At 70.3% G+C, this 25,398-nt stretch carries 25 protein-coding genes; 13 read left to right on the top strand and 12 right to left on the bottom strand.

Going from position 1 to position 25,398, the window contains the following annotated elements:
• Both ACIQF0_RS06145 and ACIQF0_RS06140 read right to left on the bottom strand, forming a co-directional pair.
• Nucleotides 1–882, bottom strand: a complete 882-nt coding sequence (locus ACIQF0_RS06145) for an alpha/beta fold hydrolase (RefSeq protein ID WP_401025039.1) — start codon at nucleotides 880–882, stop codon at nucleotides 1–3.
• An 87-nt stretch (nucleotides 883–969) separates the two neighbouring features.
• Nucleotides 970–1,890: an RNA polymerase sigma factor gene (locus ACIQF0_RS06140; protein WP_401025037.1), complete on the bottom strand. Its 921-nt coding sequence runs from the start codon at nucleotides 1,888–1,890 to the stop codon at nucleotides 970–972.
• A 91-nt stretch (nucleotides 1,891–1,981) separates the two neighbouring features.
• On the opposite strand from ACIQF0_RS06140, the gene ACIQF0_RS06135 reads away from it, so the two are divergent.
• A complete protein-coding gene (locus tag ACIQF0_RS06135) occupies nucleotides 1,982–3,988 on the top strand; it encodes an ATP-dependent Clp protease ATP-binding subunit (protein WP_401025035.1) in 2,007 nt (668 codons plus the stop codon).
• 22 nt (nucleotides 3,989–4,010) lie between these two features.
• Here the strand turns inward: ACIQF0_RS06135 and ACIQF0_RS06130 are convergent, their stop codons facing one another.
• Nucleotides 4,011–4,916: an NADP-dependent oxidoreductase gene (locus ACIQF0_RS06130; RefSeq protein WP_401025032.1), complete on the bottom strand. Its 906-nt coding sequence runs from the start codon at nucleotides 4,914–4,916 to the stop codon at nucleotides 4,011–4,013.
• Between the two features lie 121 nt (nucleotides 4,917–5,037).
• On the opposite strand from ACIQF0_RS06130, the gene ACIQF0_RS06125 reads away from it, so the two are divergent.
• The 3 genes from ACIQF0_RS06125 to ACIQF0_RS06115 all read left to right on the top strand — a co-directional run bounded on the left by ACIQF0_RS06125 (nucleotide 5,038) and on the right by ACIQF0_RS06115 (nucleotide 6,880).
• Nucleotides 5,038–5,490, top strand: a complete 453-nt coding sequence (locus tag ACIQF0_RS06125) for a MarR family winged helix-turn-helix transcriptional regulator (protein ID WP_401025029.1) — start codon at nucleotides 5,038–5,040, stop codon at nucleotides 5,488–5,490.
• Nucleotides 5,491–5,628: 138 nt separating this feature from the next.
• Nucleotides 5,629–6,522 carry an aminoglycoside phosphotransferase gene (locus ACIQF0_RS06120; protein ID WP_401025026.1) on the top strand — a complete coding sequence of 298 codons (894 nt, stop codon included), beginning with the start codon at nucleotides 5,629–5,631 and terminating at the stop codon, nucleotides 6,520–6,522.
• 67 nt (nucleotides 6,523–6,589) lie between these two features.
• On the top strand, nucleotides 6,590–6,880 hold the full coding sequence (locus ACIQF0_RS06115; protein WP_401027729.1) for an NUDIX domain-containing protein: 291 nt from the start codon (nucleotides 6,590–6,592) through the stop codon (nucleotides 6,878–6,880).
• On the opposite strand, the gene ACIQF0_RS06110 is transcribed toward ACIQF0_RS06115, so the two are convergent.
• Nucleotides 6,870–7,898 (bottom strand): SDR family oxidoreductase, encoded by a 1,029-nt coding sequence (locus ACIQF0_RS06110; RefSeq protein WP_401025024.1) that lies wholly within the window; start codon nucleotides 7,896–7,898, stop codon nucleotides 6,870–6,872. The two genes, ACIQF0_RS06115 and ACIQF0_RS06110, sit on opposite strands and share 11 nt — an antisense overlap.
• 133 nt (nucleotides 7,899–8,031) lie before the next feature.
• Here ACIQF0_RS06110 and ACIQF0_RS06105 point away from each other — a divergent pair, with 133 nt between their 5' ends.
• Both ACIQF0_RS06105 and ACIQF0_RS06100 read left to right on the top strand, forming a co-directional pair.
• Nucleotides 8,032–8,868, top strand: a complete 837-nt coding sequence (locus ACIQF0_RS06105) for a helix-turn-helix domain-containing protein (protein WP_401025021.1) — start codon at nucleotides 8,032–8,034, stop codon at nucleotides 8,866–8,868.
• A 60-nt stretch (nucleotides 8,869–8,928) separates the two neighbouring features.
• Complete coding sequence (locus ACIQF0_RS06100; protein WP_401025018.1) at nucleotides 8,929–10,248, top strand: hypothetical protein; 1,320 nt, start codon at nucleotides 8,929–8,931, stop codon at nucleotides 10,246–10,248.
• A gap of 31 nt (nucleotides 10,249–10,279) precedes the next feature.
• Here ACIQF0_RS06100 and ACIQF0_RS06095 read toward each other — a convergent pair whose 3' ends face one another.
• From ACIQF0_RS06095 to ACIQF0_RS06075, 5 genes are all read right to left on the bottom strand, one after another.
• Nucleotides 10,280–13,033 carry a BTAD domain-containing putative transcriptional regulator gene (locus ACIQF0_RS06095; protein WP_401025015.1) on the bottom strand — a complete coding sequence of 918 codons (2,754 nt, stop codon included), beginning with the start codon at nucleotides 13,031–13,033 and terminating at the stop codon, nucleotides 10,280–10,282.
• 103 nt (nucleotides 13,034–13,136) lie between these two features.
• On the bottom strand, nucleotides 13,137–13,622 hold the full coding sequence (locus ACIQF0_RS06090) for a flavin reductase family protein (RefSeq protein WP_401025013.1): 486 nt from the start codon (nucleotides 13,620–13,622) through the stop codon (nucleotides 13,137–13,139).
• On the bottom strand, nucleotides 13,619–15,760 hold the full coding sequence (locus tag ACIQF0_RS06085; RefSeq protein ID WP_401025011.1) for a tetratricopeptide repeat protein: 2,142 nt from the start codon (nucleotides 15,758–15,760) through the stop codon (nucleotides 13,619–13,621). Before ACIQF0_RS06085 ends, ACIQF0_RS06090 begins: the two co-directional genes overlap by 4 nt.
• The gene (locus ACIQF0_RS06080) at nucleotides 15,757–16,941 is read right to left on the bottom strand and encodes a hypothetical protein (RefSeq protein WP_401025008.1); all 1,185 of its coding nucleotides are present in this window, start codon (nucleotides 16,939–16,941) and stop codon (nucleotides 15,757–15,759) included. Before ACIQF0_RS06080 ends, ACIQF0_RS06085 begins: the two co-directional genes overlap by 4 nt.
• Nucleotides 16,942–17,201: 260 nt before the next feature.
• The gene (locus ACIQF0_RS06075; RefSeq protein WP_401025005.1) at nucleotides 17,202–17,702 is read right to left on the bottom strand and encodes a methylated-DNA--[protein]-cysteine S-methyltransferase; all 501 of its coding nucleotides are present in this window, start codon (nucleotides 17,700–17,702) and stop codon (nucleotides 17,202–17,204) included.
• 144 nt (nucleotides 17,703–17,846) lie between these two features.
• On the opposite strand from ACIQF0_RS06075, the gene ACIQF0_RS06070 reads away from it, so the two are divergent.
• The 6 genes from ACIQF0_RS06070 (at nucleotide 17,847) to ACIQF0_RS06045 (ending at nucleotide 22,664) form a co-directional block, all read left to right on the top strand.
• Complete coding sequence (locus tag ACIQF0_RS06070; protein WP_401027726.1) at nucleotides 17,847–18,221, top strand: YciI family protein; 375 nt, start codon at nucleotides 17,847–17,849, stop codon at nucleotides 18,219–18,221.
• Entirely contained in the window at nucleotides 18,221–19,456 is a 1,236-nt protein-coding gene (locus ACIQF0_RS06065) for an RNA polymerase sigma factor (RefSeq protein ID WP_401025003.1), read from the top strand. Before ACIQF0_RS06070 ends, ACIQF0_RS06065 begins: the two co-directional genes overlap by 1 nt.
• Before the next feature lie 133 nt (nucleotides 19,457–19,589).
• A complete protein-coding gene (locus ACIQF0_RS06060) occupies nucleotides 19,590–20,624 on the top strand; it encodes a DUF1996 domain-containing protein (RefSeq protein WP_401025000.1) in 1,035 nt (344 codons plus the stop codon).
• Nucleotides 20,624–21,142 (top strand): DUF305 domain-containing protein, encoded by a 519-nt coding sequence (locus ACIQF0_RS06055; RefSeq protein WP_401024997.1) that lies wholly within the window; start codon nucleotides 20,624–20,626, stop codon nucleotides 21,140–21,142. Before ACIQF0_RS06060 ends, ACIQF0_RS06055 begins: the two co-directional genes overlap by 1 nt.
• Before the next feature lie 93 nt (nucleotides 21,143–21,235).
• The gene (locus tag ACIQF0_RS06050; protein WP_401024994.1) at nucleotides 21,236–21,805 is read left to right on the top strand and encodes an RNA polymerase sigma factor; all 570 of its coding nucleotides are present in this window, start codon (nucleotides 21,236–21,238) and stop codon (nucleotides 21,803–21,805) included.
• The gene (locus ACIQF0_RS06045; RefSeq protein WP_401024991.1) at nucleotides 21,798–22,664 is read left to right on the top strand and encodes a CU044_5270 family protein; all 867 of its coding nucleotides are present in this window, start codon (nucleotides 21,798–21,800) and stop codon (nucleotides 22,662–22,664) included. The genes ACIQF0_RS06050 and ACIQF0_RS06045 overlap by 8 nt, the downstream gene beginning before the upstream one ends.
• Here ACIQF0_RS06045 and ACIQF0_RS06040 read toward each other — a convergent pair.
• The 3 genes from ACIQF0_RS06040 to ACIQF0_RS06030 are packed head-to-tail and all read right to left on the bottom strand — an operon-like array spanning nucleotide 22,661 to nucleotide 24,633.
• Nucleotides 22,661–23,503: an alpha/beta hydrolase gene (locus ACIQF0_RS06040; protein ID WP_401024989.1), complete on the bottom strand. Its 843-nt coding sequence runs from the start codon at nucleotides 23,501–23,503 to the stop codon at nucleotides 22,661–22,663. The two genes, ACIQF0_RS06045 and ACIQF0_RS06040, sit on opposite strands and share 4 nt — an antisense overlap.
• A 30-nt stretch (nucleotides 23,504–23,533) precedes the next feature.
• Nucleotides 23,534–24,070 (bottom strand): carboxymuconolactone decarboxylase family protein, encoded by a 537-nt coding sequence (locus ACIQF0_RS06035; protein WP_401024987.1) that lies wholly within the window; start codon nucleotides 24,068–24,070, stop codon nucleotides 23,534–23,536.
• 35 nt (nucleotides 24,071–24,105) lie between these two features.
• Nucleotides 24,106–24,633, bottom strand: coding sequence for a hypothetical protein (locus ACIQF0_RS06030; RefSeq protein WP_401024984.1), 528 nt, complete (start codon nucleotides 24,631–24,633; stop codon nucleotides 24,106–24,108).
• Nucleotides 24,634–24,748: 115 nt separating this feature from the next.
• Here ACIQF0_RS06030 and ACIQF0_RS06025 point away from each other — a divergent pair, with 115 nt between their 5' ends.
• Nucleotides 24,749–25,396: a MarR family winged helix-turn-helix transcriptional regulator gene (locus ACIQF0_RS06025; RefSeq protein WP_401024981.1), complete on the top strand. Its 648-nt coding sequence runs from the start codon at nucleotides 24,749–24,751 to the stop codon at nucleotides 25,394–25,396.
• Nucleotides 25,397–25,398: the final 2 nt, after the last annotated feature.

The following is a 25,398-nucleotide window of genomic DNA, read 5'->3' as shown; positions in this document are numbered from 1 at the left end:
CTACCGCGACCGATCGCCGACGAAGTCGAGAACCGCGTCCGCGAAGGCGTCGGGTTCCTCGACGTGCCCGAGGTGCCCGCTGTTCTCCAGGACGACGAGCCGGGAGTCCGGGATCAGCTTGTCCAGCTCCTCCGCCCAGCGGACACCGCACACGACGTCGTGGCGGCCGACGATCACCAGCGCCGGCACCACGAGAGAGCCCAGCTCCTGCCGGTCGTCGATGACGTCGGGAACGAGGTGCTCGTCGAGGCTGGAGAGGTGCGAGCCGGTGATGGCCGCCCGGAGCGGGGCGAACTCCGTTTCCCTGCCCCAGTAATCGGCGAGGTAGGCGGGCAGCAGTCCACGAAGGACCTCGGTCATCTCCTCGTCGGTGGAGATGCCGCCGGTCGCCTGCAACGCGGCGAGCACCGCGGGCAGTTCGGGATTGTCCGCGTTCCTGCGGGCGAAGATCTCCACCTGGGCCATGGCTTCGGCGACGTGCTCGGGGCCGGTCAGCGGCGCGCTCTCGTAGAGGATGACGCCGGTGACGCGGTCGGGGTGCCGCAGGGCGCAGCGTTGGGCGACGAACCCTCCGTGGGAGTGTCCGAGCAGGTACGCCGTCTCCAACCCGAGGTGGTCGAGCAGGCCGATGAGCGCCTCGGTGTAGCGGTCGCGGGTGTAGCCGTGGGGGTGCGAGTCGAGGCGGCCGGATCCACCGGTGCCGAGCGGCTCCAGGTAGACCATCGTGAGGTGGTTTTCCAGCGCGGGTGTGCGCAGGTACTCCCAGAACACGCCCGGTCCGCCGGGGTGCGCCAGGCAGACCGGGCCCTCGCCGTGCACGTGATAGCGCTGGAGCACCCCGCCGATCTCGGTGGTGTGCGTGCCGGGGGCTGGGGAGTTCACGGTGTTCTCCGATCAGGTGGTGTCAACGACACCGGCAAGACCAGGAGAACGAGCGAAAGTTCAATCCACGAGCTGTGACGGCCGCCACTACGACGAGTGGGCGGGGTGGAACAGCCGCAACTGGCTCACTCGTCCGTTCTCCAGGGACATCACCCAGGTCACGGCGGGCGGGCAGTGCCGGGGGTTGTCGGCGGGGTTGAGGATGTCCATCTCCCAGATCGTGATGTCCCGGCCGACGACCGTGTCGGCGAAGCGCTGGCGGACTCCGGCCTCCAGATCGCCGGCCGCACCGCGAACCAGGAAGTCGCGTCCTCCCACGGGGTCGCGGCCGTCGAACAACATGGCGTCGGGCGCCCACCGTTCGGCCATCAGCCTGCCGAGGTCTCCCCTGTGCATCGCGTCCAGGGTCTCCAGCCCCTCCGCACGGCTGGCCACGGCCAGTGCCGCGACGTCGTCGTGCGCGGTGGCCGCGGTCGCTGCCAGCGCCGCGCCGAGTTTGGTGCGGGCCTGGCTCAGACGGCTGCGCACCGTGCCCACGGGCACGCCGCAGACGGTCGCGATCTGGTCGTAGGTGCTCGCCCTGCTGAAGTGCCGCAACAGCACGGTCATGCGCAACGCCGGCGCGAGGTCTCCGATCGCGTGCCAGAGCCAGTCGCGCATGGCGTGCTGCTCGACGATCCGTTCCGGGCTCTCGTCGCTGACCAGTTCCAGGTCGGCCACCGGTCGCGCGAGAGCGGCCGAACGCAGCCTCGTGCGGCACCCGTTGCGCACGATCATCCGCAGCCACGCACCGACCGCCGCCGGTTCCCTGACGTCGCCGATGCGGCTGAGCGCGACCAGCATCGCGTCCTGGACGGCGTCCTCGGCGTCCGGACCGTGCCCGGCGACGCTCAGCGCCACCGCCCGCATGCCGGCCTCGTGCCGCGCCAGAAGGACGCCGAGCGCGGTGACGTCACCGGTCTGAGCAGCACGGGTGAGCTCTTCGTCCGAAGCCTGCTGCGCTGCCAACCCGTTCCTCCTGCCATCACTTCTGTGTTCTGAGCCCACGAGGCGCAGGATTGTAGGCGCAGGCCCCTCGATCGAGCGGAGATGGCGGCCGATGGCAGACGACTGGGTGTTCGGGTTCGGGTCCTACTCCTGGGAGGACCTGGTCGGAAAGCTGTTCGGCGGATCGGAGGAACCGTCCGCGACGCGGCGCACCGACCGCTTCGGACGCGACCTCACCGCCGCGGCGCGGGACGGGCTGCTCGATCCGGTGGTCGGCCGGGAGGACGTGATCGACGAGATCCTCGAGGTGTTGTCGCGGCGCACCAAGAACAACCCCGTCCTGATCGGCGATCCCGGCGTGGGCAAGACCGCCGTCGTCGAGGGCATCGCGGCCCGGATCGCGAGCGGCGAGGTGCCCGCGACGCTGAGCGGCAGGCGGCTGATCTCGCTGGACATGGCGGGCATGGTCGCCGGGGCGAAGTACCGGGGCGAGTTCGAGGAACGGCTGCAGGGCGTCATCGACGAGGTGTCCGCGACGGACAGGGCGGTGGTCCTGTTCATCGACGAGCTGCACGTCGTGGTGGGCGCGGGCAGTGCGGAAGGCGCGCCGATGGACGCCGCGACCATGCTCAAACCCGTGCTCACGACCGGACGGGTGCAGGTCATCGGCGCCACCACGGCCGAGGACTACCGGCGGTACATCGCGAGGGACGCCGCGCTGGAGCGGCGGTTCCAGCCGATCCAGGTCGCCGAACCGTCGGTCGACGAGGCGATCGCCATCCTGCGCGGGCTGCGCAGCCGGTACGAGATGCACCACGGCGTGCGGATCTCGGACGAGGCGATCGTGTCCGCCGTGGAGCTGTCGGCCCGCTACGTCACCGACCGGTTCCTGCCGGACAAGGCCGTGGACCTGGTGGACCGCGCGGGTGCGCGGGTCCGGTTGCGGGAGAAGTCCCCGATGCCGGCGGACCCGGTGCGGCTCGAGCAGCGAGTCCGGCGGCTGGAGCGGGAGAAGGACGCCGCCCAGGGCGAGGACGCGGTGTTCCTGGCCGGCGAACTCGACCGGGCCGTCGCCGAACTGGAGGCCGCCCGCGCCGCCCTGGCCGACGCACCCGAGGTCGTGGCGAACGACGTCGCCGAGGTCGTGTCCCGCAGCACGGGCATCCCGGTAGCCCAGCTCACCGAGGCCGAACGGCACCGGTTGCTGCACCTGGAGGACCACCTGCACCAGCGGATCGTCGGGCAGGACGAGGCGGTGGAGGCGGTCGCGGACGCTGTTCGCCAAGGCCGTGCGGGCCTCAAACACCCGCACCGCCCCGTCGGCTCGTTCCTGTTCCTCGGCCCGACCGGCGTGGGCAAGACCGAACTCGCACGGGCGTTGGCCGAAGCGCTGTTCGGCTCGGAGGACCGGCTGATCCGGTTCGACATGAGCGAGTTCGCGCAACCGCACGCGGTCACGCGACTGATCGGCGTGCCACCGGGCTACGCGGGCCACGAGGACGCCGGCCAGCTCACCGGCGCGGTCCGGCGAGCCCCGTACTCGGTACTCCTGCTCGACGAGATCGAGAAGGCCCACCCCGACGTCTTCAACACCCTCCTGCAGGTGCTGGACGCGGGCAGGCTCACCGACGCCGGCGGACGCACCGCCGACTTCACCAACACCGTCATCATCATGACCAGCAACATCGGCGCCGACCAACTCCTCGCCGCGGCCACCTCAGGTGTGCTGGCAGAGCAGCTGAGGGAACCGCTGATGGCGGCCGTCCGCCGCAGTTTCCGCCCGGAGTTCCTCAACCGCCTCGACGAGATCATCCTGTTCCGCGGCCTGAACGCCGCCCAGCTGCGGCAGATCACCGCCCTGCTGCTCGACCGCACCCGCCAACGTCTGCGCGAACAGAACATCACGCTGGACGTGAACGAACAGGCCGTCGACTGGCTCGCTGCCCGCGGTTACGTGCCCGAGTACGGTGCACGGCCGTTACGCCGCACCATCGGCAGGGAGCTCGACCGGCGGCTGTCCCGTGCACTGCTCGCGGGCGAACTGCGGGGCGGGCAGCACGTCGTCGTGACGGTCACCGACTCGGACCTGACCCTGACGATCAGCGACACCCCGGACTGAGCGTGCGGCGGGGTTCCGGTCGTCACAGGGTGATGATGATCTTTCCCTGGGTGCGGCCGCGTTCGGACTCCTGATGCGCCTCAGCGATCTTGTCCAACGGGTACGTCGCGGCGATGTAGGGGGTGTACCCGCCTTGGGCGCCCAGGGCGGCACCTTCCTGGAGCACGGCGGAGTCGTTCTCGGCGAGGAGGTGCCGCACGCCGAGTTCGCTCGCGCGGACGGTGTCGGCGACCGTCACGACGTGGTCCGCACTACCGGCGATGGCGACGAGGTCGGCGAGTGAGCCGGAGGCGGCTGTGTCGAGCACGGCGTCCACCCCCGCGGGTGCGAGTGCACGGACGCGATCGGCCAGCCCTTCGCCGTAGGTGGTGGGCAACGCTCCCAACTCGCGCAGGTAGTCGTGCTTGCCCGTGCTCGAGGTGCCGATCACGGTGGCGCCGCGCGCGACAGCCATGGAGACGGCTGCACTGCCCACACCACCGGCGGCACCTTCGATCAGCAGTGTGCGTCCCGACAGGTCGCCGAGCGCGTTGAGCCCGCGGCCGGCGGTGGCGACAGCCAGTCCGGCTCCAGCGGCCTGCTCCAAACTCCACCGCTCCGGTACCGGAGCCCAGGCCGTCAGCGTGGCGTACTCCGCGGACGCGCCCCACACGCCCCCGAGACCGAAGACCCGGTCACCGACAGTGACACCGGTGACATCGTCCCCGACCTCGTCGACCACGCCCGCGGCGTCGCGGCCGGGGATCGCCGGGAACTCGACGGGCAGGAACGACCGGGCGGCTCCCGAGCGCAGTTTCCAGTCGACCGGGTTGACACTTGCCGCGGTGACCCGGATCCGGACCTCGCCAGGACCCGCGTGGGGCTCCGGGACGTCCTCGATGACGAGCACGTCTGCCGGGCCGTAGTCGTGGTAACGAGCTGCGCGCATGGAGGCTCCTTGATCCGCCGGATGGTTTCCGCAGAAAGTAACTTAGGGTAAGACACTTTCCGCGGCAAGTGTCCGGCGAATCACTTTCCGCGGAAAGTGTCTGAGTGGTACTTTCGCGCTCGTGGACGGCGAGCTCGCTCCAGCAGAGGCGGAGACCTGGGAATCCCTGCTGTCCGTGCTGCTCTGGCTTCCCGCGGCGCTGGAGGGACGACTCAAGCAGCACGGGCTCAGTCACTCCGAGTTCCTGATCCTCTGGTGCCTGTCGCAGCACGCAGACCGAGTCCACACCATGAGCTCGCTCGCCGACCTGTCCCGCGTCACTCCATCACACCTGTCCCGCATCGCATCCCGCCTGGAGAGGCAGGGCTGGCTGACGCGTGAGTCCGATCCGGCGGACACCCGCTGCACGATCGCGTCACTGACCGCGGCGGGGTCGCTGAAGTACGAGGAGTCGGCGCCCAGCTACTACGCGACCCTGCGCGAACATCTCTTCGGCCGGCTCGCCGAGGAGCAGGTCCAGCAGCTCGGCGGGATCACGGCACACATAGCGCGGTCTCTCGACCCTCGCCGCTGAACAGGCCGCTGAATTTCGGGCACGCAAGGCAGAACCCGTTAGAGGCATACCCCTGCACGTCCGTTCCTTGGAGCCTTTCCAAGCGGTACCAAGGAAGTCGCAGAATGCGCTCCGTGCGCACCAGGGCGAGAGGATCCCGTGTCTCAGCATCTTGACCTCAGCGAGGCCGACGCGCAGTTCCGCGAGTGGATGCACGAAAACCTCAGCCACGCAGCAAAGCGCTTCGGACTCACCGTCGTCGGACAAGCCCGACTCGGTTGGTTCGACCGCTCGATCAGCGCGCGCGTGCAAGCAGGCGACCGGCAGCTCTGGCTTCGAGTGGCGTCCCAGGACAAGCAGTGGACCGGCGGCGAGTTCTGGACCGGCAACGTCGACGCCAACGTGTTCGCCGCGCTGTCCAAGCCGCAGGTTCTCGACGTCTACGAGTGGGAGGAATGGCGGCAGCAACGTGCCGAGCTGATGACCTTGGCCCCAGGCTCACCCTGCTCCCCCACCGATGCGTTGAACCACGCCGTCGACCTTCCCGACGAGTGGTGGACGCAACTCCGCAGAACGATCCAGGCGGTCGCGGCGACACCTACCGACCGCGTCAACGCCGATCAGGCCCTGGTCACCGGCAGGATCCAGCAGTACTTCGGGAACTCGGTGAACCCCGTTGTCCGCCAATGGGAAACCGTGCACGGCGACCTGCACTGGGCGAACCTGATGGGACCGGACTTCAGCCTGCTGGACTGGGAGTCGTGGGGCCGCGGTCCAGTTGGGACAGACGCGGCCACACTGCTCTGCTACAGCCTTCTCGTGCCGGAGACCGCAGATCGAGTGCGGACCACGTTCGCCGACGTGCTCGACACCGATGCCGGACAGCTCGCCCTGCTCTACGTCGCCGCCCGGCTGCTGCACCGGATCGACAGGGGCGATCACCCGGACCTCGCCGCACCACTGAGGAAGCTCGTGAGCCAGCCTCGCAAGGACGCCCTGATGGCCGATGGTTCCATGACCGGTCGGCTGCAACGAATCAAAGCAACCGGGTGACCACATCGGAGTCTGCGGACGAGGTGCTGCCTGTCGAGCAGTACGTGCCGGCTTGGCGCGCAAGTGCATGGCTGCTGGAGTGCTGTTTCGCGACAGGGCGAGCAGGGTGCTGTTGTTCGAGCCGTCTTACAAACCGAACTGGGAGATTCCCGGTGGCGCAGCGGAAGCGGACGAGTCGCCATCGGCGGCAGCGACTCGTGAGCTCGCCGAGGAGTTGGGATGGGAACGGCCGCTCGGCCGCCTGCTCGTGGTGGACTACCCACGGCCACAGGACTTCCGTCCTGAGGGTGTGGTGTTCGTCTTCGACGGCGAGGTCCATAGTGGACTGCGCCCCGAGCAGTCGGTGATCAGGCCTTGACGAGCGACTTCCTGACCATGCTCCGCCCGGCGGCGATGACGGCCTCCGCGGCCGGGCGCGGCTGCCAGCCGAGCAGCCGGGTGGCCTTGTCGTGGGAGATGACCTTGACGAAGCCGAGTTCGGCGGCGACCGACCTGAGGTCGGGGTTGACGCGGGCGGCGAGCTTGACCACGAAGTTCGGCAACGTCCGGGTGGGCACGTGCTGGGCGGCGGCGCCGAGGTTGTCCTTCAGCAGTGCGCCGATGTCCTTCATGGCCGTCGACGGGCCGCTGGCCACCAGGAACCGCTGGCCCGCCGCTTCCGGCGCGGTCATGGCCAGGACGTGGGCCGAGGCGACGTCGCGGACGTCGACGATCGGCATCCACATGTTCGGGTAGCCAGGCATGTCGCCGTCGAGGATGCGTTGGACGGCGTGGTTGGCGCCTGAGATGTCCTTGCCCAGCACCGGTCCCATCACCGCCACCGGCAGCATCGTGACCAGCTCCATGCCACGGCCTTCGGCGGTGATGAAGTCCCACGCGGCGCGTTCGGCGAGGGTTTTGCTCCTGCCGTAGGCGTCCATACCTGGTCCATTGAGGACAGACCAGTCTTCTTCGGTGAACGTGCCGTGCGTGTGCGGGTGGCCGAATCCGACGGCGTGGAAGGCGGAGGTGAGCACCACGCGGCGCACACCGGCGTCTCGGGCCGCGCGCAGCACACGCAGAGTGCCTTCGCGGGCGGGCCTGATGACGTCGTCCTCGTCCTTGACCTGCTCCAGGTGCACGGGTGAGGCGACGTGCAGCACGTACTCGCACCCGGCGACGGCTTCGGTCCAGCCGGTGTCGCTGGTCAGGTCTGCGGTGACGAAGTTCAGTGCCGAGTCGTCGGTCAGGCCCGCGTCGGCCAGCACGGCGCGGACGGTCTTCTCCTTGCTCAGCGAGCGCACGGTGGTCCGGACCCGGTGGCCCTCGCCGAGGAGCCGCATGATGATGTGGCCGGCGATGAAGCCCGAGCCACCGGTCACCAGAACGTTGGTCATGTCGTTCACTTTCCCTGGTCAGATGTGGTGTAAGACGATCGTTCGCCCGAACGTGTCCGGCTGCCAGGGCCCTGGTCAGCCTGGGGAGTGACAGGGCCCCTCACGGTCGTTGCCGTCGTCCTACGGTGGTGGCATGACCGACGACCCGAACCTGCTCGGTGACTTCCTGCGGGCCCGGCGTGAGCTCGTCACGCCCGAGCAGGCCGGCATTCCGGTGCACGGGGTGCGGCGCGTCGCGGGTCTGCGCCGCGAGGAGGTCGCGATGCTCGCGGGCATCAGCGCCGACTACTACCTGCGGCTCGAACGCGGCCGCGACCGGCATCCCTCGGTGCAGGTGCTCGAGTCGCTCGCGGGCGTTCTGCGGCTCGACGACGACACTCGCGAGTATCTGCTCAGTCTTGCCGCCGACAAACCACGTCGGCGTCGGCGCGCCAAGAAGGAGACCGTTCCCGTTGGCACGGCCAAGTTCCTGGCGATGCTGCAGTTCCCCGCGTTCGTCGAGGGGCGCTATCTCGACGTGCTCGCCGCGAACCCGTTGGCGACCGCACTCTCGCCTCGGCTCACGGTGGGCGCGAACCGGCTGCGTGACGTGTTCCTCGATCCGGAGGAGCAGGCGATGTTCCCGGACTGGGAGATGGCCGCCGCGTACCTGATCGCCGGGTTCCGCCAGGCGGCCGGCACCGCCACCGACGACCCCCGCTTCATCGAGCTCGTCGGCGAGCTCACCCTGGTCAGCCCGCTCTTCCAGAGGCTCTGGGCACGCCACGACGTCCGGCCCCGCATGAGCGCCACCGTCCGGTTCGCCCACCCCCAGGTCGGCGAGATCACCCTCAACCGCGAGAAGTACCTGGTCTCCGGTACTGAGGGCATCATGCTCGTCGTCTACCACCCGGACGCCGGAACCGAGGACGCCGACAAGCTCGCCCTGCTGGGCTCAGCCGCGGCGGAACATTCGAGAACACGCCTCTGACCAGCGCACCCGTCTGGCAAAATCCGCCGCACCAAGCGGAACCACCAGGGGGAATGCACCGTGCACAGTCGAACACGAAGAACCGGAACCGCCGCGCTCGGCATCCTGCTCGCCGCCGGACTGCTGGTGCCGACGGCCGCCGCGGCCGCCGAGCTGCCGACCAACATCAGCGTCGGGTCCAACGCGCTCTCGGTCGAGATCAGCCCCAACGGGGCCCTCGCGTACGTGACGAACGCGGCCGACCGCACGGTGTCCGCCATCGACACCGCGACCAGGACGGTCACCGGCACGATCGGCGTCGACCCGCAGCCGGAGGGCATCGGCTTCAGCCCGGACAGCCGTACCGCCTACATCGCGCACGGCGACCTCACCGCCACCACCGGCAAGGTCTCGGTGATCGACACCGCGACCCGCACCGTGGTCAGGACCATTTCGGTCGCCCCGATGGGGCCGGCTGAGGCGGTCGTCGTGTCACCGGACGGCAAGAAGGCGTACGTCTCCGGGTACAACTACCTGGCGGTGATCGACACGGCCACCGGTGTCCCCCGCGTGATCGGCGTCGGCAACAGCTACGGCGCGGACATCACGATCTCCCCGGACGGCTCCCGCGTCTACGTCGCGGACTTCTACACCTCGAAGATCTGGGTGGTCAGCACCGCGACCGAACGAACGATCGCCACGGTGCAGCTGCCCACCGCGCCCAGCCACCTCGCCATCACGCCCGACGGCCTGCGCGTGTACGTCACCAGCTACCAGGCGAACAAGGTCTACATGATCTCCACGGCCGCGAACGCGGTCCACGCCACGCTGGACGTGCCAGGGAACCCGCTGGGCGTGGCCGCCGCACCGAACGGAAGCCGGATCTTCGTCACGGGTTATGAGGGACACACCCTCACGACGGTGAACGTGGAGAACAACGCGATCGTCCAGACCAGGCCGATCGGCCGTTACCCGCGCTCGGTGGCGATCTCGCCGAACGGGCTGGAAGCCTGGGCGTTGCAGGACTACTACGTCACGGTCTTCGACGCCACCACCGGGGGCGAGCCCGGTCCTGACCGCGTGGTGCGCGGGGAGACCCTGACCGCCGGGCAGTCCCGGATCTCGCCGGACGGCAGGTACAAGCTGCTCATGCAGGGCGACGGCAACCTGGTGCTCTACGTCGTGGCGACCAACCGGGCGTTGTGGGCCAGCAACACCTACAACTCCGGTGCCATCCGCGCGACCCTGCAGCACGACGGCAACTTCGTCGTCTACGCCGCGAACAACGTGCCCAAGTGGAGCACCAACACCTGGAGCACCGCGGCCGACCGGCTGATCGTGCAGAACGACGGCAATCTCGTGCTCAACGGCCCGAACTCCACCCGCTTCTGGGCCCGCTGACCACCGGCGGTGGCCGCGAGAGCGGCCACCGTCACCCCGAACGCTGGGCAATGCGATCGGCCGCGTGGTGCAGGTTCTGCCCGCGGTAGAGGTCGATGGCCTCCTGCCAGCACCGCTCCGCCTGATCACCCTCGCCGAGTTCGCGGTGCGCGTCTCCCAGCGCGGCAAGGGTTCCCGCCTCCCGGTAGGTGTTGTCGAGGCCACGCCACACCGCCAGCGCGCGCTCGTAGTGGTGCAGGGCCTGGCGGTGGTCGCCGGTGTTCCCGGTGATCGCGCCGAGGCTGTCCAGCGTGTCCGCCTGGCCGTACAGGTCGTTGTGCCGCAAGCACAACGCCAGCGCGGACTCGCAGAACGCGCGCGCCCGGACGTGATGGCCGAGCCGGGTGTACGCGGCGCCCATCATGCTCAGGACGCGGATCTCCCACTGCGTGTTGCCGCTGCGCCGGTACAGGTTCCTCGCCTCGGTGAGGTGGGCCAGCACGCCGTGGTCGTCCTTCTTCCACGTCAGCGCCAGCGCGAGAACCACGTGCGCGCCTGCCTGACCGGTCGTGTCGCCGACCTGGGCGGACAACGCCAGCGACTGTCTCAAGTGGAGCGACGCCTCCTCGTCCCTGCCCAGTGGCGCGTACACCAGGCCGAGTCGCCGGTGGGCGCGGGCCTGCACGGCGAGATCGCCCAGCCGTTCCGCGGCGGCGAGTCCCACCTGCCAGGAGGCGATGTTGTCGTGCAGGTGGCCGCGGCGGTAGTGGAAGTTGTCCAGCGACCAGGCGAGCTGCCACACCACCGTGTCCCAGCCCGCGTCCTCGGCGGCGATCCGCGCCGCCAGGACGTTGCGGTGGTTGGCGTCGAACCACGCCATCGCGGCCGCACTGCCGGACATCGGGTGCGGGACGCAGTCGGCCGCCTCGAGTGCGATCGGCGGGTGTTGCCGGTCGAGCACCCTGCTGCCGTTGTGCGCGGTGTGCAGGTAGTAGCCGACGACTCGGCGCAGTGCCTTGTGCCGCAATGCTTCCGGCTCGTCCGTCACGGCGACGGCATGGGCGTGCTGCCGGACCAGGTCGTGGAAGCGGTACCGGCCGGGCGCGGGTTCCTGCAGCAGGTGGTCGTCGACGAGGCTTTCCAGCAGCCGTTCGGCTTCGGAGAGGTCGACGGCCGCGAGCGCCGCGGCGGCGTAGGCGTCGAAGTCCGGGCCGGGGTGGATGCCGAGCAGCCGGAACAGGCGCTGCTGCGGCGCGTGGAGGTGCTGGTAGGACAGGGCGAACGCGGCGGCGACGCTGCGGTCCCCCGCCTCGAACTCGGTGAGCGGGGAATGGGCCTGGCGCAACCGGTTCGCGAGGTAGCCCACCGTCCACGCGGGACGGGCGCGCAGCCGGGCGGCGGCGATGCGGATCGCCAGCGGCAGGTGACCGCACAACGCGACGACCTCGTGCACCGAGCCTTCGGTGCGACCTCCAGCAACGCTGATGAACAGGGCGACGGCGTCCTGCTCCGGCAACACGTCGAGCGACACGACCTGGGTGGCGTCGAGGTCGACCAGGCGGCGACGGCTCGTGATCAGCGTCAGGCTGCGGGACGTGCCGGGCAGCAACGGACGCACCTGCGCGGCGTCGGCGGCGTTGTCCAGCACGACGAGCACCGAGCGGGTGGCCAGTTCGGCACGCCACAACGCCGCACGGGCGTCCGGGTCCTGCGGAATCCGGTCGGGCGGCACACCCAACGCCCGCAGCAACGCGTCCAGCGCCGTCATCGCCGTGACGGGCCGATGGCTGGAGGCGTGGCCGTGCAGGTCGATGAACAGCCGGTCGCGGTAGTGCTCCGCGAACCGGTGTGCCGCGTGGACGACCAGCGTCGTCTTGCCGACACCGGCCATGCCGTCGATCGCCTGGATCACCACGGCCCGGCCCGCGGCACGCGCGGAGGCGAGCGCGGCGAGTTCGAGGTCGCGGCCGGCGAAGTCCGCGATGTCACCGGGAAGGTCGTCACGGGCCGGTTCGCTCGCCGCGATGGCGGGAACGCCGAACAGCCGGGCGTCGTTGTCGAGCACCTGCTGGTGGATCTCGGACAGGCGCGGTGAGGGATCGAGACCGAACCGCTCGATGAGCGCGGTGCGGGCCCGCAGGTACGCGTCGAGCGCCTCGGCCTGCCTGCCCGCCCGGTACAACGCGGTCATCAGCTGCCCCCACAGGCGTTCCCGGCCGGGGTGCTCGCCGGTCAGCGCGGAGAGCTCCTCGACCAGCGTCACCCCCGCGCCGGTCGCGAGGTCGGCGTCGACGCGGTCCTCGACGGCGCCGAGGCGCAGGCCTTCCAGCCGTGCGGCCTCGGCGCGCAGCACCGGCGTCACGGTGAACTCGCCATACGCCTCACCTCGCCACAACCTCAACGCGAGCGAGAGTTGTTCGGCGGCGTCCGCGGGCCGGCCCGCGGCCAGGGCGTCGCGTCCCGTCTCGACGAGCCGTTCGAACCGGCGGGCGTCGACGACGTGCGGTTCGAGCCGCAGCACGTACCCCGCCGGGTGCGTGACGATCAGCCGGTCGACGGCGAGCGCGCGGCGCAACCGCGAGACGTAGCTGCGCACGGTGCGGTGTGCGTCAGGCGGGGATTCCGGTCCCCACAACGCTTCCACCATCGTGCCGACGGTCGTCACCCTGCCCGCGTTCGCCGTCAGCAACGCGAGCAGCGTCCGGATCCGCGGGCCACCCAGGTCGAGCACCTCGTCTTGCACGCGCACCTCGAACGGCCCCAGCACCTGGAACTGCGGCTGCAGTGCGACGGAGTCCGCTCCCACTCAAGACAAGGAGTTGGCCGAGCCTGCCGGGATACCGTCGTGGACGAGGCAGACCACCGCATCCGTCGCGAGGGGACAATACTGCCCATCAACGAGAAATCCGTCAGGCACGGGCCAAACGGCCATATCCGCCGTCGTAGTGGACCAGCGGCAGCCGGCCGGGCGAGCCGCGCTCGACGGCCACCACCAGGCCCACGACGAGGGCGCTGCGGCCCACCCGGACCCGTTCCACCGGGGCGATCCGCCAGCGGGAGAGAACCCCGTGCAGCGCGGGCAGTCCCGCGCTGTCGCGGTACCAGCGCGTCTCCTGGCCGAACTTCTCCGCACCCGGCCGGCTGAACGCGCGGGCGACGTCCTCCTGGTCGTCGGCCAGCAGGTTCACCGAGACGTGCTCGGCGGTCTCGATGACCGCCCACGACGCCGACCGCGTGCCGATGGCGAACGACAGCACGGGCGGGTCGATGGACACGGGCGCGAGCGACGTGGCGCAGAACCCCACCGGCGTGACTAGCCCGGCGGTGACGACGGCGACTCCCTTGGCGTGCTGGTGCAACGCCACGGAAAGCCCTTCCGGAACCGTGGTCGTCACGCCACACGCTCCGCGATCTGCACCGCGTGAGGCGAGGTCTCCTCGCCGTACGCCGCGAGGTGCGCCTCCCAGTCCGCACGGGCTCCGGCGTCGTCGCCGACGGCCAGCCGGCTCACGCCCCGGAAGTACAGCACGTCCGGATCGTCGGCCCCGGCGGCCAGCGCCGCGTCGAGGTCCCGGACGGCCTGGCGGTGGTTTCCCAGTTCCTGCAAGGCGATCGCGCGGTTCACGCGGAGCATGCCGTCGTCCGCGAGGCGGATCGCCTCGGTGAGGTCCTCGACCGCCTGGCGCGGCCGTCCCGTCGTGAACGCCAGGACCGCGCGGTTCGCCCACGCCGCCACCAGCGCCGGATCCAGCGCCAGCGCGGCGCTGTAGTCCGCCCAGGCAGCGTCGTGCTCACCGACGTCGGCGAGCAGGCTGCCGCGTGCCGAGAGCAGCCGTGCGTTGTGCGGATCCAGCACCAGGCCGTGGTCGACGTCGGCGGACGCCCGCGCCATGTCCCCGTTCGACAGCAACAGGTCCGCCCGGTTGACGAGCGAGTCGACGTGGTCCGGTTCGAGCTCCAGCGCGTAGTCCAGGTCCCGCAACGCGCCCTCGTCGTCACCGAGTTCGCGCAGCAGGTCCGCGCGGTTGTAGTGCGCCTCGTGGAAGGGCGGGCTCAGCCGGATAGCCGCGGCGTAGTCCTCCAGCGCCTCGGCGGTACGGCCCGCCGCGCGCCGGACGGTGGCCCGGTCGAAGTAGTACTCGCCGTAGTTCGGATCCCGCCGGATCACGTCGTCGTAGTCCAGCAACGCCGCGGCGTGCTCCCCCATCGCCGCCAGCACCTGGGCCCGGTTGTGCGTGAGCACCGAGCGGTGCAGCAACTGCTCCTCGTGCCCGAGGTGGGAGTCGGTCATCCCGATCGCCTCGTTCACCAGGTCCAGCGCGGCCTTGAGGTCGCCCCGGTGCAGCTCGACCAACGCCTTGCCGTTGCGCATGAACGCGCCGTTGAAGGTGCGCCGTTCGGGCTTCGGGTAGTTGTCGGCGAGGACGATCGAGATGTTGGACCACTCCAGCGCGAGGTCGTGGTCGAGGGTGTCCTTCGGCAGGTAGCGGGTGTGCAGCATCGCGGTCATGTAGCTGGACCGCATGTGCATCTCGGCGTCGGTGGTGTGCCGCAGTTCCCCGAGATAGCGCGCGGCCTCCTCCCCCGGTCCGAGATAGGACAGGCACGCCGCGACCTTGGTGGTCAGGTTCCAGTACAGGTTGGGCTGCTTCTCGGCCGAGACCAGCTCCCGTCCGCGCAGCGCCAGGTCCATCGAGGCGTGGTAGTACCCCAGTTCCAGGCAGCGCGTCGTGGCCTTCAGCAGTGCCTCGCCGCCCGCGACGGCCGGGTCCATCCCGCGCTCCAGGTGGAACGGGACAGCGCCCAGCTCGAAGCTCGGTTCTCCCCCTGCCGCAACGACTTCCGCCCGCTCGGTGTGCCGGCGAGCGCGTTCGTCCGGCGGCAGTTCGTCGTACGCGCGCAGGACTGCCTCGTCGTCGAGGACGCCGTCCGAGTCGATGTACAGCTGCGCCAGGTCGTCCCCCACCACGGGCTTGCGGGCGCGGCGGGCACCGGTTCGGGTGTACTTGCCCAACGCGTCGGCGAGCAACGTGTCGTCACCGGGATCGTCGAGCTCGACGACGACGGTCAGCCGCCGGGGATCGCAGCGGCGCAACAGGACCCGCAGCAGTTCGCGGTCGGTGGCATCGGCCTGTGCGACGTGTGTGAACGCGACGACCACACCGTCCGGGTGCAGCACTCTCGCCCAGTCCATCAGCAGTTCCGCGATGCCGTGCACCAGACGTTCGGTGCGACCGGCGGAGTAGAACCGGGTGCGTTCCCGCGGTTCGGCAGCCTCGGTGAGCGTCTTCTCCGGCAACGGCAGCACAGCCGCGAGCTCCGGTGCGATCGCCACGATGTTCGTGGTGCGCGGGAGCACCAGATCAGCGTTGTGCGCCAGCAACTCCGGCACGATCTGTCGCAGCAGCGCGCCCGCACCGGTGTACGGCCCGCGCGATCGGCGGTGGCACATCGCCTCGACGTGCGGCGCGGGCGCCGGGGGCAGCGTGTCCGAGGTGACCGCCCAGCTGTGCCAGGCCTGCGGTGAAGTCATGCGAGCGCTCCTTGCTCGACTCTGGTGCGGTTCCGGGCGCGCCGGTCCCGCACGGTGACGTAGATCAGCAGACCCAGCTGTGCGACGGCCATGCTGAGGAAGATCAACGTGTCGATCACTTCCGAGGTCGGCGTGTCCGGCGCGGTGACCCGGTCGAACACCGTCGACCAGAACCGCCACACCGTCGGGATTCCGGCCCAGGCGAGGCTGCCCAGCGAGAACCCGTACCCGAGCACCAGCAGCGGCGCGTACCAGCGCGCCACCACGAGATCCCGGTCCGTCCACTCGGCGTCCGGTACCGGAGCGGACCGCCCCAGCCACCGCCGCACCCGCGACCGGATGAGGAACCGGGTGGCGTTCTGGAGATCCGCGCAGCGCAACGCCGTCGCGATCACGTGGTACAGATCGGTTTCCAGGTAGAACATGAACTGCCACACCAGGCGCAGCAACGTGCTGAACGAGATCGCGAGCAGCATCCCCGGCACCCACGCGGGCACCGCCTGACCCATCAGCCAGCCGGCCGTCAGCGTCAGCACGGACACCAGAATCGCGTCGAGCAGCATCCCCGCCAGGAACGGCAGATAACGCTGCCGGCGCGGCACGCTGAGCAACGCGTCCAGCCGGGTCTCCGCGACCAGGTAGTACAGGCGGCGACCGATGCCCAGCGTCGACGGCAGCCCGAGCCTGCGCCCCGCCAGCACGTGGAACCACTCGTGCAGCAGCACCAGCGGGATCTGCGTGAAGGTCAGCACGATCGGGATCAGCGAGATGTGGTCGGTGAAGAAGAAGACCTCGTAGGACGGCCGCAGCGACGGGACGCGGAACATCGCCACGACCGCGCCCACCATCAGCGCGACGTACAGGCACCAGGCCGGCCAAGAGAACGCCCACCGTCCCGCGCGCTGCCACCGCACCGGTTTCACGACCGGCGCGTCCGCGTCCTCGGCCACCAGGAAGCCCAGTTCGTCGAGCACCTCGAAGAAGTCGTCGAAGTCGAGCGGCGTGCCGCATTCGCGTTCGTACCAGGCGGCGACCTCGTCGACCGGCTTCCCGGCCCCCAGCAGTCGCAGCGTCTCCGCTCCCTCTTCCGGGAACATCGCGTAGGAACCGGTGTCCGGGCGGCCGACCATGACACCGTCGCGTTCCGCCACCATCGTGAGCCGGTGCAGGCGAACGGACATGCGGCACACCTTTCTGACGAAGAGATGGATAGGGCCGGGGCTGGACGCGCCATCCGCAGGCCAGCCCCGGCCCACGTCACGCGATCAGCTGGCCGAGCACGGGCAGTAGTAGCTCGGGCTGGTCAGGCGGATCGTTCCGGCCTTGCGAATCGACATCTTCTGCATGGTTCCTCCTCTGGTTCGGACAACACCGAGGACGGTGCCAGGGGCCGTCGACAGTCCGCCGACAGTCCGCCGACGATCGGCCGACAAGGCCGCGCTCAGAACAGGCGGCCGTCCTCTTCCGGCGACGGCCCTTCGAGCTCCAGGAGAAACCGCTTGCGGTCGAGCCCGCCCGCGTAGCCGGTCAGGCGCCCCTGCGAGCCCACGACCCGGTGGCACGGAACGATGATGCTGATCGGGTTCCACCCGTTGGCGTTGCCGACCGCCTGTGCGGCCGCGGGTACGCCGAGTTCCGCGGCCAGCTGCCCGTACGTGCGCGTCTCGCCGTGAGGAATCGACATCAGCAACGCCCACACGCTTTTCTCGAACGCCGAACCGCGCGGCGCCAGTTCCAGTTCGAAACGGCGCCGCTTCCCGTCGAAGTACTCGTCGAGCTGGCGACGCACCTCCTCGAAGCCCGTGCTGGTGCGTGGGCCGAGGCTGTCCAGGCGCGGAGTGCGCAGGTGTCCGTCGAAGTAGAGGCCGAGCAACGCCGTGCCCTCGCCGACCAGCGTCAGCTCGCCGATCGGTGAGTCGACGACGGTGTGGTGAACATCCATCCCCGGATTCTCCGGTGGTGCTTCCGACAGATGTGGAGAAGGCATGTAGACCTGGCGAGCGCGGCTCCGACGTCTCGGGTGAGGATCGGTCGTCCGGACGCGTCCACGACATCGCACCAGGAGCCGATGGTGAAGTACGTGATCATGATTCACTCGAACCCGCAGCCGTGGGGGCACCCGACCCCGGAGTACCTGCCGGAGTACCAGGACATGCCGCGGGAGCAGCGGGATCGGATCAACTCCGAGTTCGAGCAGCTGCTCGGCGAGCTGCAGGAGAGCGGCGAGCTGCTCTCGGGTGAGGCGCTGGGATCGCCCGAGTCGTCGCGGCTCTACCGGTGGGACGACGGGAAACCGCTGGTCACCGACGGCCCCTACTCGGAGGCCAAGGAGCACCTGGCCGGGTTCTTCCTGATCGACGTGGACAGCCAGGCCCGCGCCGAGGAGATCACCGCCCACTTCGCCGGCCCCGGCGAGACCGTCGAACTGCGGCCGGTCATGTGGCCCGGTGGTGACGCCTGATGGACTCGCGGGTGGTGGAGGACGTGTGGCGGCGCGAGTCGTCGCACGTCCTCGCCGCCCTGCTGCGCCGCTACGGCGACCTGGGTGACTGCGAGGACGCGGCGCAGGAGGCGGCCGAGGCGGCGGCGTCGCAGTGGGAACGCGACGGGGTGCCGGACAACCCCCGCGGCTGGCTCATCCGGGTCGCCTCCCGGCGGTTGATCGACCGGGTGCGCGCCGACAGCGCTCGGGCGGGGCGGGAACAGGCCGTGGCCGCGGCACGGCCAAGCGACGCCGACCTCGCGCCGTCGGCCGACCACGGGCAGCACGGCGATGACACGTTGCAGCTGTTCCTCCTGTGCTGTCACCCCAGCCTGAGCCGGTCCTCGCAGGTCGCCCTGACCCTGCACGCCGTCGCGGGCCTGAGCACGGCCCAGATCGCCGCCGCCTACCTGGTGCCGGAGCGCACGATGACGCAGCGCCTGACCAGGGCGCGGTCCACGTTGCGGGCGGCGGGGGCGGTGTTCGGGCGGCCGGCCGAGGCGGAGGTGCCCGCACGGATCGCCGCGGTGCTCGACGTCTGCCACCTCATGTTCACCGAGGGGCACACCCGTTCCACCGGGGACGCGCTGGTGGACTCGACCCTGGCGGAGGAGGCCATCCGCCTCACCCGGCACCTGCACGCGGCGATCCCCGACCACGACGAGGTCGCGGGCGCCCTGGCGCTGATGCTGCTCACCCACGCCCGCGCGACCGCCCGAACCTCCGGCGGCGACCTGGTGCCGCTGGCCGAACAGGACCGCTCGCGGTGGGACCAGCCGAGCATCGCGGAAGGGGTGCGCATCCTGGAGCGCGTGCTGCCCCGCGGGCACGTCGGCAGGTTCCAGCTCCAGGCCGCCGTCGCCGCCGTGCACGCGGAGGCCGTCACCTGGGAGAGCACCGACTGGCGGCAGATCAGCCTGCTCTACGGCATGCTCGCCAGGGTCGCCCCCAGCCCGATCGTGACGCTCAACCAGGCGGTCGCGGTCGGGATGGCGTTCGGCCCGCAGGACGGCCTGGCCCTCGTCGACCCGCTGCTCGACGACCCGGCGATGCGACGGCACCACCGCACCCACGCCGTGCGCGCCCATCTGCAGGAACTGGCCGGCGACCCGGCGGGAGCGCTCGACAGCTACCGGCAGGCCGCCCGGCTCACCACGAGCCTGCCGGAGCAGCGTTATCTCAACGCCCGGATCCGCCGCCTGGAGCAGGCCTGATCCGGAGACCGGCGAACGTGCGATCCGCTGGCGCGCGAGCTTCTGAGAACGCCGTGACTTTTTCTGTTATCGGCGGGCGGGCGGGACATCTCCTGGTCAGAAGATCCCCTGAACCCTGCCGAAAGGTTTCTCGATGCCCCACGTCCTCACCTCACGACTGCGGCGGCGCGTGTGGATCGCCGCCCTCGCCGTGGCAGGCGTCGCGGCGTCCGCGGTGACCGCGAACGCGATGTTCTTCACCCCGCCCGCGCCCCCCAAGGCGAGTCCGACCTCCTCGGCCACGACCGTGACCACGTCGGCTCAGGCCGCGGGCACCCCGACGCAGGCCGGTACGCCCACGCAGGCGGCCGAGACGACGAAGGCCGCCGCGGTCGCCCCGGTGAAGCCGCAGGAGCCGATCCCGCCGAACGCGGTGCGCGTCGCGGAGTTCGTCGCCGAGTGCCCGTTCACGCACCGGCTGCCGGACGACCCGATCGTCCTGCCGAACCTGCCCGGCGCCTCGCACCTGCACAGCTTCTTCGGCAACGACTCGACCAACGCCCGCTCGGACGTGACGAGCCTGGGCAAGGGCGCCAGCACGTGCAACCCGAAGGTCGACCTCTCGTCGTACTGGGTGCCGACGCTGCTGGTCGACGGCCAGCCCGTCGAGCCGACCGGCACGACGTTCTACTACCTCGGCGAGGGCGTGCGCGACGACGTGACCGCGCGCATCCAGCCGTTGCCGCACGGACTGCGCATCGTCGCGGGCAACGCCAAGGCCACCGCGCCGGACAACACCACGATGTCGCGCTGGTCGTGCCTGCACGCCGGGCACGTCGGGGCGTCCAAGGACTTCGTGAACTGCCCGGCCGGCACCATGATCGAGTCCTATTTGGACTTCCCGCAGTGCTGGAACGGCAAGGACCTCGACTCCGCGGACCACAAGAGCCACATGTCCTACCCGGTCGCCGGTGACTGCCCGGTCACGCACCCCGTGCCCGTGCCGAAGCTGCGCCAGGTGCTGCGCTACCCCGTGAGCGGCGACCCGGCGCGGTTCAAGCTGTCGTCCGGTCCAGGCTTCACGATGCACGGCGACTTCTTCAACGTCTGGCCGGAAGCCGAGATGGCGCAGCGCGTGCGCGACTGCATCAACCGGATCGTCAAGTGCGGACCGGACGGCCGCCCCTAGTGCGGGTCCTCCTCGCCGTAGCGCTCCTGCTGGTGGCGGGCTGTGGCACCCCGCCGCCCGCCGCGCCAGAAGAGCTCAGCGCCACCGATCTGGCGTTCGTGGACCTGGTGATCCCCCAGAACGAGTCCGCGCTCGCCGCACTCGCCCTGACGAACCGTCCCGGTTCCGCGCTGCGCCCGGTGGCCGCTCAGGTGGAGGACCGCTACCGGGCCGAACTGGCGCAGGTCCGGGAGTTGCTGGCCAGGACCGGCCGGCAGGAGAGTGACCAGCACGAGGGCCACGACATGCCCGGCATGATCACGGCCGCCGAGCTGACCGCCGTCGGGTTCGCCGAGGGAGCCGCCTTCGACCAGCAGCTGAAGGTGTTGCTGCGCGCCCAGTTCGAAGAGGCACGGACCGTCGCCCGCGCGGAGCTGTCGTCGGGCACGAGCAAGCCGGTGCTGGAGCTGGGTGCTCGGATCGACAGCACGCGAGCGGAGTTCCTCGCGCTTCTGGGAGACGCCCCGAAGTCGCCTTGACCTGTGGTTTGATCTGCTGAACGCCTCGACCGTGAACCCGGTCGGGGCGTTCTGCCGATAACAGGGCGAAGACCCTTCGCTCGAAAGGCCACCATGACAGCAACCGACGCGGAGCTCATCGAGGCGTCGCTGCGCGTGACGGAGAAGTTCGCGGTCATCTTCGACCGGCACGCACCGCACATCCAGCGCTATCTCGCCCGGCGTCTCGGTCAGCAGGTCGCCGACGACCTGCTCGCCGAGACGTTCCTCGTGGCGTTCTCGAAACGGGGGCGCTACGACTCCTCCCGCCCGGACGCCCGGCCGTGGTTGTACGGCATCGCCACCAACCTGGTCGGTCAGCACCGGCGCGAGGAGGTGCGCCGGTACCGGATGCCCGCGGCCGTGCCCGACGTGGACGACCACGCCGACCGGGTCGCCGCGGACGTCACCGCGCAGGCCATGCGGTCGATGCTCACCGGCGCGCTGGGGGCGTTGTCCGTCGAGGACAGGGACGTGCTGCTGTTGGTCGCCTGGGAACAGCTCAGCTATCTCGAGGTCGCCGACGCGCTGGCGATCCCGGTGGGCACGGTGCGGTCGAGGCTGAACCGCGCCCGCCGCAAGGTCCGGACGGCGTTGGGAACCGACAACCACACCGAGGTCGAGGAGCTGCTCAACAATGGATGACCTTCAGCTCGTCCGGGAACTGGACGAGACCCCGCTCAAGTCCGCCGACCAGCTGGCAGCCGCCCGCGCGCAGTTCGTGGCGGGCATGAAAGCACCCCGGCGCGGTCGTGCCGGGATCATCGCCGTTGCCACGATCGCCGTGGCGGCAGCGGCCGCCGGCGTGGCGCTGGTGCTGCCGTCCGGCTCCCCTGACCCGGCCCACCACGACGCCGCTGCCCCGGTGGTGGACTCCGCCGTGCAACTGCTGAACCACGCCGCCGCGGCAGCCCGTTCGAAGCCCGACCTGGTGCCACGACCCGACCAGTTCTACTACGTGCGCACCGGCGGGCGGGAGGACTGGTTCTCCGTCGACGGCACCCGGGACGGCCAGATCATCCAGGCCGGGGGCGCCCCGCCGATCCCCGTGCCCGGCTGCGTCGACGGCCGCAGGAAGGTCCTCGACAAGTACGACCAGCCGACGGGCGCCGTCGAGGAGTGCACGCCGGACCGCTCGTACCGGAACGATCTGCCCACCACGGCCGACGAGATGCTGAAAATCCTGCAGGGCAACAACAAGGGCCAGTCGGTCAACGCGTACGGCAAGGACGTGCTGGGCCTGGTCGTCAACTCGTACCTGCCGGGTCCGCAGCGGGCCGCGCTGTTCGAGGCGGCGACCCGCGTGCCGGGGCTGACGGTCGTGGAGAACGTCTCGTCCGGCCGTCCGGGGATCGGGATCAGCTGGCCGGTGCCGGAGGGGTCGGCGCCGTGGGCCGAGCCGGTGGTGATGGTGTTCGACAAGGACACCTACGAGTACCTCGGCACGAAGAACAGGCCGCAGGACGCGTCCGGGTTCGTCGACCAGGTGGGCGACCGCGTCTAGCTCAAGTCGTTCAACGCCGCGACGGTGTGCTCGACGATCCGGTCCTGTGCCTCGGCACGGGACCGGGTCGGCACACCGTCGCCGGGTTGGTCGCCGTAGTCGCCGAAGTACGCGTGGACGGCACCGGCCACGACCTCGAAGTGCGTGCTCGCGGGCAACAGCTTCCGCGACTCCGCGACGTCCTGCGGTGTGGTGAAACCGTCGCGTTCACCCGAGATGGACCAGGCGGTGAGGTTGTCGCGGGCGGAGAGGTCGTCGACCGGATAGGACGCCCACAACACCAGCCCGCGCACGGATCCATCGGCGAGAACGTCCTGGGCGGCCGCGACGCCACCGAGAGAGTGGCCACCGACCGCCCAGACCGGGACGTCGGGATGGTTCCTCCGCACCTGCGCGGTGTCTCCGCCGAGCAGCGCGATTCCCACCGGCTCCTTCACCACCACGACGAGAAACCCTTCTGCCGCAACGCGTCGCAGGAGCGGGAAGTACGCGCGGTGGTCGACCCTGGCGCCGGGGTGGAAGACCAGCCCTGCGCGCACCGGACCGTCAGGGCGCAGCACCGCCGTGGTGGCGGTGTTCTCCGCCATGACGATCGTCGTCGCGCCGAACGGCTGCAGGTACACCGTGGGAGCGACGAGCAGAACGGCGACCACGACGGCGAGCCACGCGGGAACTCGCCGCCACAACGCCATCGCGATCCCCACCGCCACCACCACCGCGAGCAGCACCAGGTGGACCGGATGTCCGCTGCTCAAAGGACCCCAGCCGAGCAGGAGCAGCACCGGCGGGACAGCGATGCAGGCGGCCACGGCACACCGTCGCGCCCATGTTCGGATCATCGGACGGACGATACCGAGCGCCTGGGTCTCTCAGCTCAGAGCCACGCGGGTGAAGTCGACGGGCACGTCGAGCGCGACGTTGATGTAGTTGGTGAACACGTTCAGCGCGACGTGCGCGACCGTCTCGACGATCTCCTCCTGGCTCAGGCCTGCGTCCCGCGCGGCCTGGACGTCGGAGTCGGCGATCTGGCCGCGGTTCTCGACGAGGGCGGTGGCGAGCGTGAGGACGGCGGCGGTGCGCGGGTCGTCCGACTTGCCGCTCTGGGCGTTCCTCATCTCCGCCGCGGTGACGCCTGCCTTCCTGCCGAGCACGGTGTGCGCGGAAAGGCAGTAGTCGCACCGGTTCTGGTCGGCCACGGCCACGGCGATCTGCTCGCCGATCTTCGCTCCGAGCGTGCCGCCGCCCAGTGCGCCGAACTGCGCCCACATGCTCCGCAGCGCGGCGGGTGAGTTCGCCACGGCCTTGAACATGTTCGGCACCAGGCCGAAGGCGCCCTTGATCTGCGCCAGGGTCTCGGCGCGCTCGTCGGTGATCTGGTCGGGGTCGGTGAGGTCGATGCGGGACATGGTGGTTCTCCTTCTGGTGATGGGGGTGGGGCGGATCAGGTGCAGGTGCCGTCGATCGCGCAGACGGCCGGTGGCACGGCGCCGTCGAGCAGCCGCGTCACGGCCGAGGCCAGCGTCATGTCGTCGAGCGGGCCGAGTTTCTGGGCGCGCAGCATGCCGTCGCGGTCGATGAGCACCGTGGTGGGCGTGCCCTGCATGCGGTAGCGGCTGAACGTGACCGGCGCCGGGTGCGCGCCGCGCAGGGCGTCCACACCGACCGGGAAGGTGATCCGGTACTCGTGCAGGAACGCCTTGAGGCTCGCCGGGGTCATCGCCGCGTGGTGTTCGAACACGGTGTGCAGACCGATGACGGCGAGGTCGTCACCAAACGTCCTGGCCAGGCGCGCGGCCTGCGGAAGGGTGTGCGACACGCAGCTCGGGCACAGCATCTGGAACGCCTCGAGCACGACCACGCGGCCGTGCAGGCGGGCCGGGTTCAGCGGTTCGCTGTTGAACCATTCACTTGTCTCCCAGGGCATCGCGGGAGTCGCGAGTCCGTTCGACGTGGGCAGGAGGAGGCTCATACCCACCACCTTGTCACAGACTAGGTAGGAGTCCTACCTACTTCTGCGTGATCCAGGTCTCACCCCGAGCGGCACGTACCATCGCCGGGGACGTTCTACTGGCGAGGCGGATCGCATGACTGACACCGACGGCACGGCCGGGCTCGACCGGCGGCTGGCCGACGCGCTCGAGCGGCTCGGGCACGGCATGCGGTCACTCGCGCAGCGCACGGCACGCGAGCACGGCCTGTCGCCGCTGCAGCAACAAGCCGTGCTGGCGCTGGCCCAGCACCCGCAGACCCGCCGCGAGGTGGCCGCGCTCGCGGCCGAGTTCGACGTCACCACGCCGACCATGTCCGACGCCGTGACAGCGCTGGAGCGCAAGGAACTCGTGACGCGCTCGCCCGGCGCGGACGGCCGCCGCCGATCGCTGGCGCTGACCGGCACCGGCCAGGAGGTGGCCCGCGGTCTGTCCTCTTGGGACGATCCGCTGACGGACGCCCTCGCCGGAGTTCCCGAGGCCGACCGCGCCGCCACGTTGCACACCCTCCTGCGGGTGATCGCGGACCTGCAACGCGCGGGCGTGGTGAGCGTGACGCGCATGTGCACGACGTGCCGCTTCTTCGGCCGCGACGAACACCCCGACCCGGCCGTGCCCCACCACTGCCACCTGCTGCGCACCCCGTTGCCGCTCACGGACCTGCGCACGGACTGCCCGGAGCACGAACCGGAGCCGTCCAGCGCCCCTGCGGGCCGGGGGAAGCAGCGCACCTCCGCACGGTGAGG

The organism is Lentzea sp. NPDC092896 (assembly GCF_044754905.1).
Classification (GTDB): domain Bacteria; phylum Actinomycetota; class Actinomycetes; order Mycobacteriales; family Pseudonocardiaceae; genus Lentzea.
The sequence above is the reverse complement of the archived record's forward strand: the minus strand, read 5'-3'. Positions and strand labels throughout refer to the sequence as shown.